14 protein-coding genes, 1 tRNA gene and 1 pseudogene are annotated in these 14,895 nt (G+C 64.5%); 8 read left to right on the plus strand and 8 right to left on the minus strand.

Annotated elements, in window-relative coordinates; genetic code table 11:
• Positions 1–6: 6 nt before the first annotated feature.
• From FEM01_RS08670 to FEM01_RS08680, 3 genes and pseudogenes are all read left to right on the plus strand, one after another.
• Complete coding sequence (locus tag FEM01_RS08670; protein WP_138219016.1) at positions 7–1,437, plus strand: aldehyde dehydrogenase family protein; 1,431 nt, start codon at positions 7–9, stop codon at positions 1,435–1,437.
• A gap of 471 nt (positions 1,438–1,908) precedes the next feature.
• A complete protein-coding gene (locus tag FEM01_RS08675; protein ID WP_138219017.1) occupies positions 1,909–2,163 on the plus strand; it encodes a hypothetical protein in 255 nt (84 codons plus the stop codon).
• A gap of 121 nt (positions 2,164–2,284) precedes the next feature.
• A pseudogene (locus FEM01_RS08680) lies at positions 2,285–2,437 on the plus strand (DUF3422 family protein); the annotation flags it as partial.
• Between the two features lie 118 nt (positions 2,438–2,555).
• On the opposite strand, the gene FEM01_RS08685 reads toward FEM01_RS08680, so the two are convergent.
• From FEM01_RS08685 to FEM01_RS08695, 3 genes are all read right to left on the minus strand, one after another.
• Positions 2,556–4,955 carry a DUF3772 domain-containing protein gene (locus tag FEM01_RS08685; RefSeq protein ID WP_138219018.1) on the minus strand — a complete coding sequence of 800 codons (2,400 nt, stop codon included), beginning with the start codon at positions 4,953–4,955 and terminating at the stop codon, positions 2,556–2,558.
• 54 nt (positions 4,956–5,009) lie between these two features.
• On the minus strand, positions 5,010–6,053 hold the full coding sequence (gene ada / locus FEM01_RS08690) for a bifunctional DNA-binding transcriptional regulator/O6-methylguanine-DNA methyltransferase Ada (protein ID WP_138219019.1): 1,044 nt from the start codon (positions 6,051–6,053) through the stop codon (positions 5,010–5,012).
• Positions 6,054–6,166: 113 nt separating this feature from the next.
• Positions 6,167–6,793 (minus strand): DNA-3-methyladenine glycosylase family protein, encoded by a 627-nt coding sequence (locus FEM01_RS08695; protein ID WP_138219116.1) that lies wholly within the window; start codon positions 6,791–6,793, stop codon positions 6,167–6,169.
• A gap of 167 nt (positions 6,794–6,960) precedes the next feature.
• On the opposite strand from FEM01_RS08695, the gene FEM01_RS08700 reads away from it, so the two are divergent.
• Entirely contained in the window at positions 6,961–7,476 is a 516-nt protein-coding gene (locus tag FEM01_RS08700) for a sigma-70 family RNA polymerase sigma factor (protein ID WP_138219020.1), read from the plus strand.
• Positions 7,463–8,419: a FecR domain-containing protein gene (locus tag FEM01_RS08705; protein WP_138219021.1), complete on the plus strand. Its 957-nt coding sequence runs from the start codon at positions 7,463–7,465 to the stop codon at positions 8,417–8,419. The genes FEM01_RS08700 and FEM01_RS08705 overlap by 14 nt, the downstream gene beginning before the upstream one ends.
• Here the strand turns inward: FEM01_RS08705 and FEM01_RS08710 are convergent.
• The 3 genes from FEM01_RS08710 to FEM01_RS08715 all read right to left on the minus strand — a co-directional run bounded on the left by FEM01_RS08710 (position 8,392) and on the right by FEM01_RS08715 (position 11,225).
• Entirely contained in the window at positions 8,392–9,555 is a 1,164-nt protein-coding gene (locus FEM01_RS08710) for an MFS transporter (protein ID WP_138219022.1), read from the minus strand. The genes FEM01_RS08705 and FEM01_RS08710 overlap by 28 nt on opposite strands.
• 125 nt (positions 9,556–9,680) lie before the next feature.
• Positions 9,681–9,824, minus strand: a complete 144-nt coding sequence (locus tag FEM01_RS24155; RefSeq protein WP_171030921.1) for a hypothetical protein — start codon at positions 9,822–9,824, stop codon at positions 9,681–9,683.
• A gap of 195 nt (positions 9,825–10,019) precedes the next feature.
• A complete protein-coding gene (locus tag FEM01_RS08715; RefSeq protein ID WP_138219023.1) occupies positions 10,020–11,225 on the minus strand; it encodes an MFS transporter in 1,206 nt (401 codons plus the stop codon).
• 194 nt (positions 11,226–11,419) lie between these two features.
• Here FEM01_RS08715 and FEM01_RS08720 point away from each other — a divergent pair, with 194 nt between their 5' ends.
• Together FEM01_RS08720 and FEM01_RS08725 are read left to right on the plus strand one after the other, a co-directional pair.
• Positions 11,420–12,349, plus strand: coding sequence for a FecR family protein (locus FEM01_RS08720; RefSeq protein ID WP_240791738.1), 930 nt, complete (start codon positions 11,420–11,422; stop codon positions 12,347–12,349).
• Positions 12,350–12,445: 96 nt separating this feature from the next.
• Positions 12,446–12,522 (plus strand) — tRNA-Met (locus FEM01_RS08725).
• Positions 12,523–12,677: 155 nt separating this feature from the next.
• Here FEM01_RS08725 and FEM01_RS08730 read toward each other — a convergent pair.
• On the minus strand, positions 12,678–13,295 hold the full coding sequence (locus FEM01_RS08730) for a LysE family translocator (protein WP_138219024.1): 618 nt from the start codon (positions 13,293–13,295) through the stop codon (positions 12,678–12,680).
• A 132-nt stretch (positions 13,296–13,427) separates the two neighbouring features.
• Here FEM01_RS08730 and FEM01_RS08735 point away from each other — a divergent pair, with 132 nt between their 5' ends.
• The gene (locus tag FEM01_RS08735) at positions 13,428–14,318 is read left to right on the plus strand and encodes a LysR substrate-binding domain-containing protein (RefSeq protein WP_138219118.1); all 891 of its coding nucleotides are present in this window, start codon (positions 13,428–13,430) and stop codon (positions 14,316–14,318) included.
• Here the strand turns inward: FEM01_RS08735 and FEM01_RS08740 are convergent.
• Positions 14,273–14,842, minus strand: a complete 570-nt coding sequence (locus FEM01_RS08740; RefSeq protein ID WP_138219025.1) for a D-Ala-D-Ala carboxypeptidase family metallohydrolase — start codon at positions 14,840–14,842, stop codon at positions 14,273–14,275. The genes FEM01_RS08735 and FEM01_RS08740 overlap by 46 nt on opposite strands.
• Positions 14,843–14,895 lie beyond the last annotated feature (53 nt).

Consider the following 14,895-nt stretch of genomic DNA (forward strand, 5'->3'; position numbering starts at 1 on the left):
CTGTTCATGACCACTCCTCACTACATCGACGGCCGTTGGGTCGAAGGCCAGGGCAACGACTGCATCGTTGTCCACAACCCCGCTGACGGTCAGCCGTTCGCCGAACTGATGGCCGCCAGTAGCGCCCAGGTCGATCAGGCCGTAGCCGCCGCGCGCCGCGCCCTGGCCAGTTGGAAGCAGGTCAGCGCCGCCGAGCGCGCCGCCTACCTGCGGGGTTTCGCTGAACAGCTCGGCCAGCGCCGCGAGGCCCTGATCGCCCTGCAAATGCGCAACAACGGCAAACCGCGCCACGAGGCCGAGATCGACCTGGACGACGCCATCGCCACCTTCGCCTACTACGCCGAGCTGGCCGAGCAACTGCCGGCCAAGAACCGCGACGTGCCCCTGGCCGCCGCAGGTTTCAGCGCGCGCACCCGCTTGGAGCCGGTGGGCGTGGTCGGCCTGATCGTGCCGTGGAACTTCCCGCTGGTGACCAGCGCCTGGAAGCTCGCCCCGGCCCTGGCCGCTGGCTGCACCGTGGTGCTCAAGCCTTCCGAGGTAACCCCGCTGATCGAGCAGGTCTACGGCCAGATCGCCGAGCAGCTGGGCCTGCCCGGTGGCGTGCTGAACATCGTCAATGGCAAAGCCGAGACCGGCGCCGCCCTAAGCGGCCACAGCGGCCTGGACAAGCTCTCGTTCACCGGCAGCAACGGCGTCGGCAGCCAGGTGATGCGCGCCGCCGCCGCGCAGTGCCGCCCGGTGACCCTGGAGCTGGGCGGTAAGTCGGCAATCGTGGTGTTCGACGACTGCGACGTGGATCAGGCGGTGGAGTGGATCGTCGCCGGCATCACGTGGAACGCCGGGCAAATGTGCTCGGCCACCTCTCGGCTGCTGGTCCAAGAAGGTATCGCCGAGACCCTGCTAGCACGCCTGCAAGCTGCGCTGGAGCAACTGCGGGTAGGCAACCCGCTGGTCGAAGAAGTGGACATGGGCCCGCTGACCAGCCAGGCGCAATGGCTCAAGGTGGCCAGCTATTTCGCCACCGCCCGCGAAGAAGGCTTGCAGTGCCTGGCAGGCGGCACGTCGCTGGACCGCAATGGCTGGTTCGTCAGCCCTACGCTGTATGTGGATGTGCCAAAGAGCAGCCGCCTGTGGAACGAAGAGATCTTCGGCCCAGTGCTGTGCGCCCGGCGTTTTGCCACTGAAGCCGAAGCGATTGCCCAGACCAACGACAGCCGCTTCGGGTTGGTGGCCACGGTTTGCTCTGCCGACCTGGAACGTGCCGAGCGCGTGGCCGATGCGCTGGAGGTGGGGCATGTGTGGATCAACTCGATCCAGGCGGTATTCGTCGAGACCTCGTGGGGCGGCACCAAGGGCAGTGGTATCGGCCGCGAGCTTGGGCCTTGGGGGCTTTCGGGGTATCAGTCGGTGAAGCATGTGACGCGGTGTTTGGGGTGAGTTTGTAGGTATTCCTTTCACGGGCTCGGGGAGACCGGCAGGTGTTCGCCGAAAGGGTTTAGGCGCCTGTGAGATCGAGCGCCGCGCGGGCGGCGCTCGATCTCACAGGCGATGCAAGGCTATCGACGAACACAGGGTCGGTCGGTGGCAAATCAGACCTAGCTGTCAGACATTTCCGAACCCGCAACAAAGTGCTTCAAAGCTAGATCGCTTGGGAATTACCCTACGCGCGCTGCCGACGTGTCTGAATTGTCGAAAACCACCAGCAGGACTAACTTCCCCGAGTCGCCGTTTCGGCGACCGGGTGTGAGAGCCTGATATCTGGTTTGCAGCCTTTGCGGCAGCTGTACGCGGGCAGGATTCGTCCTGGCCGGGTTCCCAGGTCTCCGGTCTCTCACCCCGCGTCCAGCTGCCACCCAATCCTGTGAGAGGGATCAGCGTGCAGCTCCTGACCAATCTGGGAGATTCACAATGGAAAAGTTTGTACCCGATTCATCACCACCAACATCCCCAAACCGCCCCTTCTACACCATCAACGACGACATGCCCGCCCCCGAGGCACTGGTCCACGCTATCCAACTGATGCGCGGCATCGAAGACACCCTCGACGAATACTGCTGCGCCATGGCCGGCGAACCCGGCCTGGGCATGCTGGTCAACGCCGCGCGCAATGTGCAGATGGGGCTGGCACTGGCCGAACATGCGTTGAAACGCAACGGCGGCTGATCCACACGCACGCCACCCGAGGGAGCAGGCCGCTCCCTCGATCGATCCGGTGATTTTTCCCCCTTGCCGCAGAGTCCCACTTCCTGGCAGCCCAATAATCACAAGACCAGGCCGGACCTTCATGCACCCTCAACGCATCGCCCTGCACAACGAACTGCACGCCCGCCCGTCGCTGTATTTCGACGGCCCAGCCCATGTGTTTCACATCGCCCTGCTCGGCGGCCATGCTGCCTGCCAGGCGCTGCTGCCCCGAAGCGCCCGCCCCGATGCGGCGCAGGTGATCAACTCGGTGTTGGTGCTGCTGGTGATCCTGCTGAGGATCCACAAAGCCAAGCAGCACTGATCACGCTGATGCAACACAGTCGCTGTAGGAGCGGCCCGGCACACAGGATTTACGTAGGCTCGGCAGGCTTCGTACTGTCCTGCAACAACACCATGCTCGCTGGCGATGACAGGGCGATGCCTTCGTCGCGCAAATGCCCAAGGATGGTGAACAACAGGTCGCTGCGCGTGCTAGACACCTGGCGTGGCGATGCCACGTAGCCGCTGACGGCTATCACCATGCCACTGCTGGTCAAGTCCTTGAAGGTCACGGAACTGGCCGGTGCATCGAGGATGTTGTCGTGCTCCTTGTACGCCGCCAGCAATACCTCGCGCACTTTCGCAGGGTCAGTCTCCAACGGCAGGGTCAGGGTGATGCCGACCACGCCCAGGGCATTGGCCATGGTCACGTTGCGCACGTTCTGCGAAATGAACTGCGAGTTGGGCACGATCACCGTCGAGCGGTCGGACATCTGGATCTCGGTGGCGCGCACGTTGATGCGACGGATATCACCTTCCACACCGGCCAGGCTCACCCAGTCGCCCACCTTGACCGGACGCTCGGTGAGCAGGATCAGGCCCGAGATGAAGTTCTGCACGATCTGCTGCAAGCCAAAACCGATACCCACCGACAGCGCACTGACCACCCAGGTCAGGCTGGTGAGGTTGATGTGCAAGGTGGACATCACCAGCATGGCCAGGAACAGGAAGCCGAGGTAACCGACCAGGGTCACCAAGGAGGCACGCATGCCCGCGTCCATGTCGGTTTCTGGCAACAGACGCTCGCTCAGCCAGCGCTTGACCACGCGGATCGCGAACCAGCCGCCGAGGAAGATCGCCACCGCCAGGAAGATGTCCTGGGGCACGATGTTCAGGTTGCCAAGCACCTTGCCACCGGTGCCATCCCAGTCCGACAGGCTCATCAGCAGCTCACCAGGGCTGGTGCCGGAAGGCATGAACACCAGCAGTGCGGCGACGAACAGCAGCAGCGTACGCCCGATCCCGGCCAGTACCGTGCTGGCCTGGGCCTGGTGACGTTGCTGCAACCCCAGCGCAGAGGCCAGCGCCAGGCCACCTGGCTGACGCGGCGACAGCAGGGTTTCGCACACGTCGCCGAACACGCTGGTCAGCAGGTAGGCGCAGGTGGTCACCACGCTGACCCACAGCAGCTTGGCCGTGAGGAAGTACGCCAAGGTCAGGTAGCCCGTCAGCAGGGTCAGCAGTATCGCCAGCACCCACACCACGATCACGAACGGGATCAACCCAGCCAAGCCTTTGGGCCGCTCCAGGCCATGCGCACGGCGGGTACGGCGGTAGCCCACCAGGGCGGTGACGAACAACAGCGACACCACCAACGCGGTCAGGCCATTGGTGGCCAGGGTCAGCGCCAGGCTGGTGCCGATCACACTGTTGATACGTTCCTGGGTCAGCAGCACCATCAGCGCCAGCGCCAGCACCTGCGGGAACCAAGCTAATGCGCTTGCCACCTGGTCAGGGATCGGCGGCAGGCGCCAGGACGGGCGCTGTAGCATCAGCATGGCGCGGCCAAGGCCCGAAATGAATGCGCTGAACACCACCAGGGTCAGAATGTGATTGGTCAGGCTCGCCAGGTCCGTGCCCAGCTCGGCACTGCTCTCAAGCCCCCAGCGCAGCAGCGACACAGAACCGGCAATGGTGCCGAGGGTGGCGAGGGCAACGCTCAGTGCCAGGGCACTGCGGCGTAGGCGCCCCTCGGGCAGCCAGCGAATCATGGCATCGGCCAGCAGGCGCTCGAAGAGCCGTCGCACCAGGGTCCAGACCAGCACCGCCGCGACCAGTGCGGCGAGGAACAGCCAGCGATGCTCGGGGCTGAAAGCGCTGGCCACGGCGTCGGCGACTTCCCCACGCAAATCGCGCAGGCGCGCCACGTCATCGTCGGTAGGGCGAATCAGGCTCGACCAGAATGCCGGGCTCAATGGGCTGGCGGCGCGGCTGGTGATCTGCGAGTTGAACAGGCTGCGGCGCAGGTTGACGATCTGTGTGGACAGGTCGCGGGCCGACTGGGTCAGCGTGGTGGCGTCCTTCTGCTCAGCAAGCACCGCGTTTTTCGCATCCGTCAGTTGCTTGCGCTGGCGGGTGAGGCTCTCGGCCTCCTCCGGCAACGGCGCGCCGAGCACGTTGAGCTGGTCGTCCAAACGCTGCACATCGGCGGTGCGCTGGGTGGCCAGCGCATCGGCCTGGCGCTGCACCTGCAAGGCCGACTGGCGCAACTGCGCCAGCAGATCATCGTTGGCGTTGCTGGTGACGCCCTGGCGGATCTGGTCGAGCCGTTCACTCAGGTCTTCCAGACTAGCGTTCTCGTCCAACACCTGCTGTTCGGCCACCGCCAGGCGCGATACCGGTGTAGCCGGCGCGGCCCAGGCTGGGGAGACCACCCACAACAACACGGCCAGAATCCCCACATAAAATCGCTTAAGGCTGACACGCCTCATCGAAACTTCCTCTATACAACTCGACAGGGCGTGAATTCTACGCGGTCCGTGCGCTCAGGAGGATGCCGTTTCTCGGTCCAGCAACTGCTGCTTGCGCTCGATGCCCCAGCGATAGCCGCTGAGGTCGCCGTCGCGACGCACCACGCGGTGACAGGGGATCGCCACCGCCAGGGTGTTGGCCGCGCAGGCCTGGGCAACGGCGCGTACCGCCTTGGGTGCGCCGATGCGCTCAGCGATGTCGGTGTAGCTGACCCGCGTGCCAGGTGGGATTTCACGCAGCGCCTGCCAGACCCGTTCCTGAAACGCCGTGCCTCGCACGTCCAGCGGCAGCGCCAGGCCCAACGCCGGGGCTTCGACAAATCCGATCACCTCGGCCACCAGACGCTCGAACGCTGCATCGCCGCCGATCAAGCACGCCTTGGGGAAGGTATCTTGCAGCTCGTTGAGCAACGTTTCAGGCTCATCGCCCAGCAAGATCGCGCAGATACCCCGCTCGCTCTGCGCCACCAGGATCGCCCCCAGCGCGCATTGAGCCAGGGCGAAGCGGATCACCGCCCCGGTGCCGCCTGCGCGGTACTCTCGCGGGCGCATGCCCAGGCGTTCGCCGGCACTTTCGTAGAAGCGGCTGTTGGAGTTGTAGCCGGCGTCGTAGATGGCCTCGGTGACGCTGTCAGCAGCGCCCAGGCGTTCACGCAGGCGCTGGGCACGGAACGCCGAAGCGTAGGCCTTGGGGGTGAGGCCGGTCTCGGCCTTGAACTGGCGATGCAGATGAAACGGGCTGATGTTCAGCGCTTCGCCCAACTGATCGAGGCTGGGGGCGATGTCCTGCGCCTCGATCAAACGACAGGCCTGGGCCACAAGGTCGGTGCGCCTAGGGCTGGCCATGCAGCGCTTGCAAGCCCGGTAGCCGGCAGCCTCGGCCTGCTCGGCTGCGTCGAAGAATTCGACGTTCTCGCGCTTGGCCAAGCGTGCCTTGCAGGCCGGCTGGCAGTACACGCCAGTGGTGCGCACGGCATACACGAAATGCTCACAGGCTGCGGCATCACGGGCCTGCACGGCATGCCAGCGCTCGGCGTCGGTGGTATAGGCTCGGTTCATGATGGCCTCTGTGGGTAACGATAGGCTCAGCCTGACAGGCCAGGTTGGCGCGATCACTCCGATTCTTGCAAGTAACTCTACGTCGGCATCGCAGATCCTTATCGACTGCCCTATCAGGCCCGCCATAGATACCACGCCGCCAAGGTCCGATACGGGCTCCAGCCCTGCCCCAGCACCCGCATCTGCGCAGGTGTCGGGGCCTTGCTCAGCCCCTTCATGCGCCGATACCCCTCGCGCACGCCAAAGTCATCCACCGGCAGGATATCCGAACGCTCCAGGCTGTAGATCAGCAGCATCTCTACCGTCCAGCGCCCGACCCCACGCAGGCTCACCAAGCGCTCGATCAATACCTCGTTGCACAGAGTCAACGCCTGTGCCCGACTGGGCACGATGCCGTCGAGGCTCGCCTGGGCAATGCCATGCAGGGTCGCAGCCTTGCTCGCCGAAAAGCCACAGCTGCGCATCACTTGCGGGGTCACCTGGAGCAGTTGTTCGGGGCTGGGAAATGCCTGCGCGGGGAACATCGCCAGCAGCCGTCCAAGAATCGCCTCCGCTGCCCGGGCGTGCAACTGCTGGTAGGCAATTGCCCGCACCAGCGCTTCATAAGGCTCACGGCCTGGGGTGGCGGCGTGCAGGCATGGTCCGATCGCGGCGATATGCCGCGCCCAGTCGGGATCTTGCCTGGCAAGAAAACAGGCGCCGTCTTCCAGGGCCTGCGGTGCAAGGTCTGCAAGGATCATCGAAGGTGTCGCACACAGGTAAAGGGACAAGCCTAGTCCAACCGTTTATCGGTGAAACCCTGGATCTTGCGCGGTGATTCCTTGGCATACCGTTGATCTGGCCATACCGCCCGCATAGAATTGAGAACAATTAACAATCACATTCTCCAGGCAAGGCGCTTCCGACGATGCAGATCGATGACACGCTGAAACCGGCCGAGGTCGATTTGCTCTACCACGCCCATCACCGCTGGCTGCGCAGTTGGCTGGGCGCACGGGTCGGCTGCCGGGAGCAGGCCGCCGATCTGGCCCAGGACACCTTCGTGCGCCTGCTCAAAGCTCGCCAGATATCGCCGCTCAAAGAACCCAGGGCCTACCTGAGCAGTATCGCGCGCGGCCTGATGATCGATCAGTACCGCCGCCGCGCCTTGGAGAAAGCGTACCTCGAAAGCCTGGCCAGCCTGCCTGAACTCGAAGCGCCAAGCGCAGAGCATCGGCTGCTGCTGCTCGATGCCCTTGAGCGCCTCGACCACGCGTTGCAGGGGCTCAAGCCGCGTACCCGACAAGCCTTCCTCATGGCGCAGCTCGATGGCCTAAGCCTGCCGCAGATTGCCCTGCGCCTGGGCGTTTCGCGGGCTACCGTCGAACGCGACCTGACCAAGGCATTGGGCGTCTGCTATCGGTTGCGCTATGCCGATGCCTGATCAAGCCCCCTCCCAGGCGCGCGTCGACCAAGCCATCGACTGGATGGTCAAGTTGCGCTACGACAAACCAGGGCCGTGCCTTGAGCGGCAGTTCCAGCAGTGGCTGGCCGCCGACCCGCACAACGCGCTGGCCTGGCAACGGGTCAGCGACCTGGGCGACGAACTGGCCAGCCTGCCCGGCGAACTCAGCCGACGCACCCTCGCCGGCAGCGAACGCCGACGCATGGGCCGACGTGAGCATCTCAAGTTCCTGTCGTTGCTGGCCGCGGCCGGTACGCTTGGCTGGACCGCGCGTGAGCCGCTGGGCCTGTCGGCCATGCTCGCCGACAGCACCACCGCCACGGGCGAGTGCCGCGAACTGCAAGGCAACGACGGCAGCCACATTCACCTGAACACCGACAGCGCCATCGATCTGCGCTACAGCGCCAACCTGCGCCAGCTCACCCTGGTGCAGGGTGAAATCAGCCTGGACAGCAACGCCAATGACAACCGCCCGTTTCGCATCGACACGCCAATAGGCGCGCTGGCCACCCAGGGCGGCCAGTTGCTGTTGCGGGAAAACGCCTCGGGTATGCTGCTGGCGGTGCGCCGGGGCGAGGTCACGCTGTTCCCCGCCTCGGTAGCCGAGCAGCCGGTCATAGCGGGCGAAATACTGCAGATTTCCCGCCAGGGCAAGGTCCAACCCGCCCACCTGCGCGCGGATCCCTGGGGGTGGACGGAAGGCGTGCTGAGCGTGCAGCAGATGCCCCTGGGCGAGTTCGTCGACGAGCTGTCGCGCTACCGCCCAGGCCTTGTACGCTGCGCTGCGGCGGTTGCCGGGCTGAGGGTGTCCGGCACCTACCAGTTGGCCGACACCGACCAGATCCTGCTGCTGATTGCGCGCAGCCTGCCGGTGCGCATCGACTACCGCACGCGTTACTGGGTGAGCATCGACGCCGCCTGACGGCGCGAGCGGCAATAGGCCTGACGGGCAAAGCACACGAACACACCGGCCATCAACGCCAGCGCCATGGGCAGGCCATGTGGGGCCACGTCCATCGCCGCGCCGCTGAGCAGTGGCCCGACCAGGCTGCCCACGCCCCACAGCAAACCGACGCTGGCGTTGGCGGTCACCAGGTCCTGGCCTTTGAAACGCTGCCCAATCAGCACCAGCGCCAGGGTGTAGATGCCCCCTGCAACCGCGCCCAGCACCACCAGCAGCGGCCACAGCAGCCACGTCACTTGCAGCAGCCACGGCAAGGCGATACCGATGCTCATCGCCACCAGCCCGCAAACCAGGTGCAGCCCAGTGCGCTCGACCCGGTCGGCCAGCCATCCCAGCGGCAACTGGAAAACCATGTCGCCGGCGAACACCACTGTCACCATCAGCGCCGCCACGCCCACGGCAAAACCGTGGCTGCTGGCGTACACCGGCAGCAGCGAGAGCACTACGGCATCGAAGAACGAGAAGAACAACACCGCCACGCACAGCGTCGGGGCCACACGGAAGAAGCCGCCCAGGCCGAAGCTCTTTTCGCCTTCTGCGTGGGCGACATGGTCGTTGGGCACGGTGAACAGAATGCACAACAACGCCAGGCCATAGCAGGCGCTGACCACACCCACCAACCACGGGCTGTCGGCGCCCAGCAGCGCCAGCAGCGCCGGGCCGAGCACCTGGAAGCCGGTGAAACTGGTGGCGTACAGGGCCATGATCTTGCCGCGATTGTGCTCCGGGCACAGCTCGTTGACCCACGACTCGCCGAGAATGATCGCGATGCCCATGCCAATGCCCAACCCCAGACGCAGCGCGGCCAGCCACAACAGCGAGTCGAAAGCCCATTCGAGCCCGGCAATGCTGATAGCGCACAGGCTGAAGCTCAGCAGGTAGATGACGCGCCGGGTCAGGTGCTTGCAGCAGGCATCGACCATGAACGCCGAAAGCATCATCCCCGCTGCGGGGATCGCCGAGATGATGCCGATTTCAAGTGTGCCGGCACCGGCCTCGTGCAGGCGCAACGATACCAGTGGCAGGCTCGCCCCCAGGCTGAAACCCACCACCGACACGGCGAACAGAAGGCCGACCAGCAAACGCATGTTCATGTACCACTCCTTGCAAGCCGGCGCGCAGGGGCACAGGGCCCTGGCCGGCTGAAAAACCGCTGAAAGATGTTCGAACACAGGCGCCCGCCATGGCGCGGGACAAACGCGGCACGCAGGGGCGCGGATCAGTTCAGGGCAAGGTGTGGCGAGAAGGTGAAGGCAAACAGCACGCTGCGCCGACGCTTGAGCACCGTGTCGCTCGGCCACGCGCGGCGCGCTGTCGGGGCGACAGGCTGGCGGGGGGAGCTGAACACATCGATACGGCGCATCGCTTGAACTACGCAGGTGGGGAAATGGTGCAGGCACTCTAGGGCAGGCGCTTGCACCGCGTCAATCATCGTCCGCTACAGTGCCCGACCTGGGCCCCCTGTAGGAGCGGCCTTGTGCCGCGAAAGGGCTGCGTAGCAGCCCCAGGATTTCAGCCTCATGCAAGATCGCCCCCTACAGAGGCAGCGGTGCAGCACTCAGCGCTTGCCAGTAGACGGCAGGAACACCGCCAGCAGCCCGAACAACGGCAGGTACGAACACACGCCATACACGTATTCGATGCCGCGCAGATCAGCCACATACCCCAGCAGCGCCGCGCCGATCCCGCCGAAGCCGAACATCAGGCCGAAGAAGATCCCGGCGATCATCCCCACGTTGCCCGGCACCAGTTCCTGGGCATACACCACGATGGCCGAGAACGCCGAGGCCAGGATGAAACCGATCACCAGGCTCAGCACGGTGGTCCAGAACAGGTCGGCATACGGCAGCGCCAGGGTGAACGGCGCCACACCAAGAATCGAGAACCAGATCACCGCCTTGCGCCCGATGCGATCACCAATCGGCCCGCCGAAGAAGGTGCCGGCGGCCACTGCGCCGAGGAACAGGAACAGGTGCAGTTGCGAACTGGCCACCGAAAGCTGGAACTTCTCGATCAGGTAAAAGGTGAAGTAGCTGGTGAAACTGGCCATATAAAAGTACTTGGAGAACACCAGCAGGCCCAACACCACCAGCGCCAACTTGACGCGCCGTGGCGAGATGCCGTGGCTCGCCTGCACTGCCTTGCGCGCCTTGGCCTGGTTGAGATGCTCGATGTACCAGCGACGCAGCATCAAGGTCACGCCGAAGAAGAACAGCGCCGCTAGGCCGAACCACGCCACGTGGGTCTGGCCGAACGGAATGACGATGGCTGCGGCCAGCAACGGGCCAAACGCGGAACCTGCGTTCCCACCCACCTGGAAGGTCGACTGGGCCAGACCGAAGCGCCCACCCGACGCAAGCCGCGCGATGCGCGAGGTTTCCGGGTGGAAGGTCGACGAACCGATGCCCACCAGCGCCGAGGCCAGCAGAATCATCGGGAAGCTGCCGACGAATGCCAGCATCACGATCCCCACCAGGGTGCACAGGGTACCCAGTGGCAGCAAGTTGGGCGTTGGACGCTTGTCAGTGAAAAGCCCCACCCACGGCTGCAGCAGCGAGGCGGTGACCTGAAACGTCAGGGTGATCAGGCCGATCTGGGTGAAGCTCAGGTCGTAGTTGGCCTTGAGCATCGGATAGATCGCCGGGAGCACCGACTGGATCAGGTCGTTGATCAGGTGCGCCAGGGCGCAGAAGGTGATGATGCGCATCACCAGCGGGCTGGCCGAGGAACTGCCGGGGAGGGTCGAGGTACTGCTGTTAGCCATGGGCTAGGAGTCCGTGCGCAGGTTGGGATCCGATTATCCTGAAACGAATAGATACGAAGCTACCTTTTTATTCCCCCGCCGACCTTCCATCCGACACGCACTTGTAAATGGTTCTCAATATATTTAGCATCCTCTGTCTATTCCCCCTGTGAACGCTGGGCCTACCCGCCCCGACCTTGCGAGCAGCCCGATCCATGAGCCCGATGCCCGCCTTGCAGCAGCCCGACCCCGAGCAGGAAGCCCTGGACTGGTTCTCGCGCCTACGCCAACCCGGTTGCAGCGAGGCCGTGCGCCAAGCCTTCGGCCATTGGTGTCAGGACCCGCTGAACGCACACGCTTATGCCCAGCTCGAAGCTTACTGGCAACAGGTACAGGCCCCTGCTGCCCGGCCGCGCCCGCGGATCACCGCACTGCGCCGCAGCCGTGTCGGACTGTGGTTGGGTGCCGCCTTCCTGGCACTGTTGGCGGGGCTGGCCTCACTTTACTGGCCCATGCTGCAGCGCCTGAGCTGCGAGCTGCACACCGACAGCGGCGAACGCCGTAGCGTGCGCCTGGCCGATGGCTCCACCCTGCACCTGGACAGTGCCAGCGCCATGAACGTCGACCTGCGTGGACGTACCCGTCTGCTGCACCTGATACAAGGTCAGGTGTACGTGGAAGTGATGCTCGACGGCCGGGCCATGGACGTGCAAGTGGACGACGCGCGCATCCAGGTATTCGGTACGCGGCTGCAAATTGCCCGCTACCGCGACCACGATGAACTGGTGGTGCTCGCCGGCAAGGCGTCGGTATCCCTGGGCGGCGACCAGCGTATGGTCAATGCCGGCGAGCGGGTGACCTTCACCGACATGCGTATCAACGCCACGCAAAAGATCGATGCCGGAGCCGCCGATGCGTGGCGGCGCGGCCAGCTGGTCGCCCGCGACATGCCGCTAGGTCAAGTGCTGGAGCGCCTGGCGGGCTACCACGGTCAGCGGGTGTGGCTGCTCGATGAGCACAGCGCGGCCCGGCGCATCAACGGCAATTTCACGTTGGATAACCCGGCCCAGAGCCTGGCGCGGCTGGCCAGCGAACAACATCTGCGCCTGCAAGGCGTACTTGGCCACTGGCTGGTCGCTTACTGACGTGGGCTGCCCGGCTAAGTTTTTGAAAGGTTGGAAATTTTTTTTGGAATGAGTGTTGACAGCTTAGCGTTTCGAGCTAATAATGCGCGCCAAGTTGGCTACATAGCTCAGTTGGTTAGAGCATAGCATTCATAATGCTGGGGTCCGGGGTTCAAGTCCCTGTGTAGCCACCAATTTCAAAAGGGCTTATCGAAAGATAAGCCCTTTTTATTTGTGCGCGTGAAAGTCCTAGCGTCCTGTCTCGGAAATACGTTCGTTTTTGGCGAGTGGCTTGGGTGTTCGGCCAAGGCGCTGCCAAAAGTGAGCCGCTTATTTCCGAGACAGGGCACTAGCGCACCCCCGCCACTGCGACGGCCACCCCCAGCCCGATCAAGGCCGCACCGATCACCCGATCCACCAGCACCTGGCGCTCGATCATCGCGCGGCGCAGCGCACCGCTCGAAAAGAACACCGCTACCAGACTGAACCACAACCAGTGGGCCAGCGACATGAATGCGCCGTAGGCAAAGTTCAGCGCCAGCGCACTGCCCGGCTGCACCACCTGGGTATAGGCACTGACCACGAAGAGCATGGTCTTGGGGTTCAAGGCATTGGTCAGAAATCCGCTGCGCAAGGCTTGGACGAGGCTTGCGTACTCCCCCTGGGACTGCCCCTGCAGGCTGATCCGGGTGGTGTTGGTCAGCGACTTGTAGCCCAGGTAGATCAGATAACCCGCCCCCAGCACTTTCATACCCAGAAACAAGGCCGGGCTCTGGCGGATGATCAAGGCGATGCCCAGTACCGTGTACAGCACATGCACCTGCACGCCCAGGGCGATGCCCACGGCGGCAGCCAGCCCGGCCTTGCGTCCCTGGGCGTAGCTGCTTCGAGTGACCATGGCGAAATCGGCGCCGGGGCTGATGACCGCCAGCAGGGTGAACAGGGCAACTGCGATGAGTTCGTGCACAGCGAATATTCCTCGATGAAAACTGACTGAAGTGAAAGTATCGAGGCCAGCGCTGCCAGGAAAAATCGATTTATAGTCGCGCAAACCTGCTAGTTTTACTCACACATACCCCCGCCACTGCGCCCGCTCATGATCAAACTGCCGCCACTTGCCACACTGCGCTACTTCGACCTGGCCGCCCGCCTCGAAAGCTTCGTACGCGCCGCCGAACAACTGCACGTCACCCACGGCGCGGTCAGCCGTCAGGTTCGTCTGCTTGAAGAGGACCTCGGCGTGGCGCTGTTCGAGCGGCGCAACCGCGCCGTGCACCTGACCCGCGCCGGTCGCGACTTGCACGACACCACACGGGCGATCTTCGAGCAACTCGAAGACAGCGTGCAGCGCCTGCGCCAGCCACCTCACGACAACGTGCTGGTACTCTCCTGCGAGCCAACCATCGCGATGCGCTGGCTGATACCGCGCCTGCCACGCTTTCACGCCGCCCACCCGGACGTGCAATTGCACTTGGTCGCCGCAGGTGGCCCGGTGGACTTCGCCCGTGGAGGCATCGACCTGGCGCTGCGCCGCGATGACTTCGAGTGGGACCGCCAGTTGCACAGCCTGAAGATCTGCGATGAATGGATCGGCCCGGTGCGTACGCCAGGCGCCACCGGCGAGCGCCTGCTGCACAGCACCACCCGCCCCAGTGCCTGGGCCACCTGGCAACGCCTGGGCGGGCAAACCCCAAGCTATCCATCACGTAGCGACTTCGAGCACTTCTACCTGTCGATCCAGGCGGCCAGCGCCGGGCTTGGCCTGGCCATGGCCTCGGCGCTGATGGTCAGCGACGAGTTGCACAGCACTCAGCTAGAAGCACCGTTCGGATTTCTGCGCGACGGCTCCAGCTACCACCTGCTCAGCCCTCAGCCACTGCACGACAACGGCAAGCGTCAACGCTTCGCCGACTGGGTCACCAACGAATGCCAGGTATGCCTGACTCAGCTGGGCCTGGGGCAAAACGTCGCGCCGCCCCATGTGCGATAGCCTGCCGTATCGATATGAATCCGCCCTGACGGATATCGCCCCAGCCCCATGTTCCACGCCTGCCCGTGCCGCTGCCAGAACTGGCATAGCCGCGTGGCGTCTGCCCCTGGCGCCAGCAACAGGTCGACGGCGAACGCGCGCAGATGCGCGCTGCCCGGCACCCCGCCCGCACAGCGATTGAGCGGCCCGTCACGGTAAGCCGAGACCACCTCGTACTCGCGTAAGACGCCTTGCTCACCGAGCACTTTCAACAACGCTACGGTCGAGCGGACTGCCGGCCATTGGCTGGCCGGCGGCACTGCGAAGGGCTCGGCGCGGCACTTGCGCCAATCCGACGCCGAGCGCAGCAGTTGATGGATCGGCACCACGCCGTACAGCCGCGCCTGCACCAGCATCTGGCGAAACGCACCGGTTTCATGATCCCCGGCCCACGCGGCGAAGCGCCGTAGATCACGCTCGTCAGCCTGGGCCGAGAGCGCCCCGGCCAAGCCGATGGCCAGTAGCCATGCCTTGGCACTTTTCATTCGACCACCTCTTCATCCACCATAGGTCGCCCGCCGTTCTGGCGGCCACACAC

The organism is Pseudomonas mosselii, from assembly GCF_005796105.1.
Lineage (GTDB): Bacteria > Pseudomonadota > Gammaproteobacteria > Pseudomonadales > Pseudomonadaceae > Aquipseudomonas > Aquipseudomonas mosselii_C.

Excerpts from the sequence above, each read along its gene's own strand:
- FEM01_RS08700 (WP_138219020.1), top strand. The coding sequence starts at position 6,961 with ATGCAGATCGATGACACGCTGAAACCGGCCGAGGTCGATTTGCTCTAC.
- FEM01_RS08670 (WP_138219016.1), top strand. The coding sequence starts at position 7 with ATGACCACTCCTCACTACATCGACGGCCGTTGGGTCGAAGGCCAGGGC.
- FEM01_RS08685 (WP_138219018.1), bottom strand. The coding sequence starts at position 4,955 with ATGAGGCGTGTCAGCCTTAAGCGATTTTATGTGGGGATTCTGGCCGTG.
- FEM01_RS08675 (WP_138219017.1), top strand. The coding sequence starts at position 1,909 with ATGGAAAAGTTTGTACCCGATTCATCACCACCAACATCCCCAAACCGC.
- FEM01_RS08720 (WP_240791738.1), top strand. The coding sequence starts at position 11,420 with ATGAGCCCGATGCCCGCCTTGCAGCAGCCCGACCCCGAGCAGGAAGCC.
- FEM01_RS08710 (WP_138219022.1), bottom strand. The coding sequence starts at position 9,555 with ATGAACATGCGTTTGCTGGTCGGCCTTCTGTTCGCCGTGTCGGTGGTG.
- ada (WP_138219019.1), bottom strand. The coding sequence starts at position 6,053 with ATGAACCGAGCCTATACCACCGACGCCGAGCGCTGGCATGCCGTGCAG.
- FEM01_RS24155 (WP_171030921.1), bottom strand. The coding sequence starts at position 9,824 with ATGCGCCGTATCGATGTGTTCAGCTCCCCCCGCCAGCCTGTCGCCCCG.
- FEM01_RS08695 (WP_138219116.1), bottom strand. The coding sequence starts at position 6,793 with ATGATCCTTGCAGACCTTGCACCGCAGGCCCTGGAAGACGGCGCCTGT.
- FEM01_RS08740 (WP_138219025.1), bottom strand. The coding sequence starts at position 14,842 with ATGAAAAGTGCCAAGGCATGGCTACTGGCCATCGGCTTGGCCGGGGCG.
- FEM01_RS08705 (WP_138219021.1), top strand. The coding sequence starts at position 7,463 with ATGCCGATGCCTGATCAAGCCCCCTCCCAGGCGCGCGTCGACCAAGCC.
- FEM01_RS08715 (WP_138219023.1), bottom strand. The coding sequence starts at position 11,225 with ATGGCTAACAGCAGTACCTCGACCCTCCCCGGCAGTTCCTCGGCCAGC.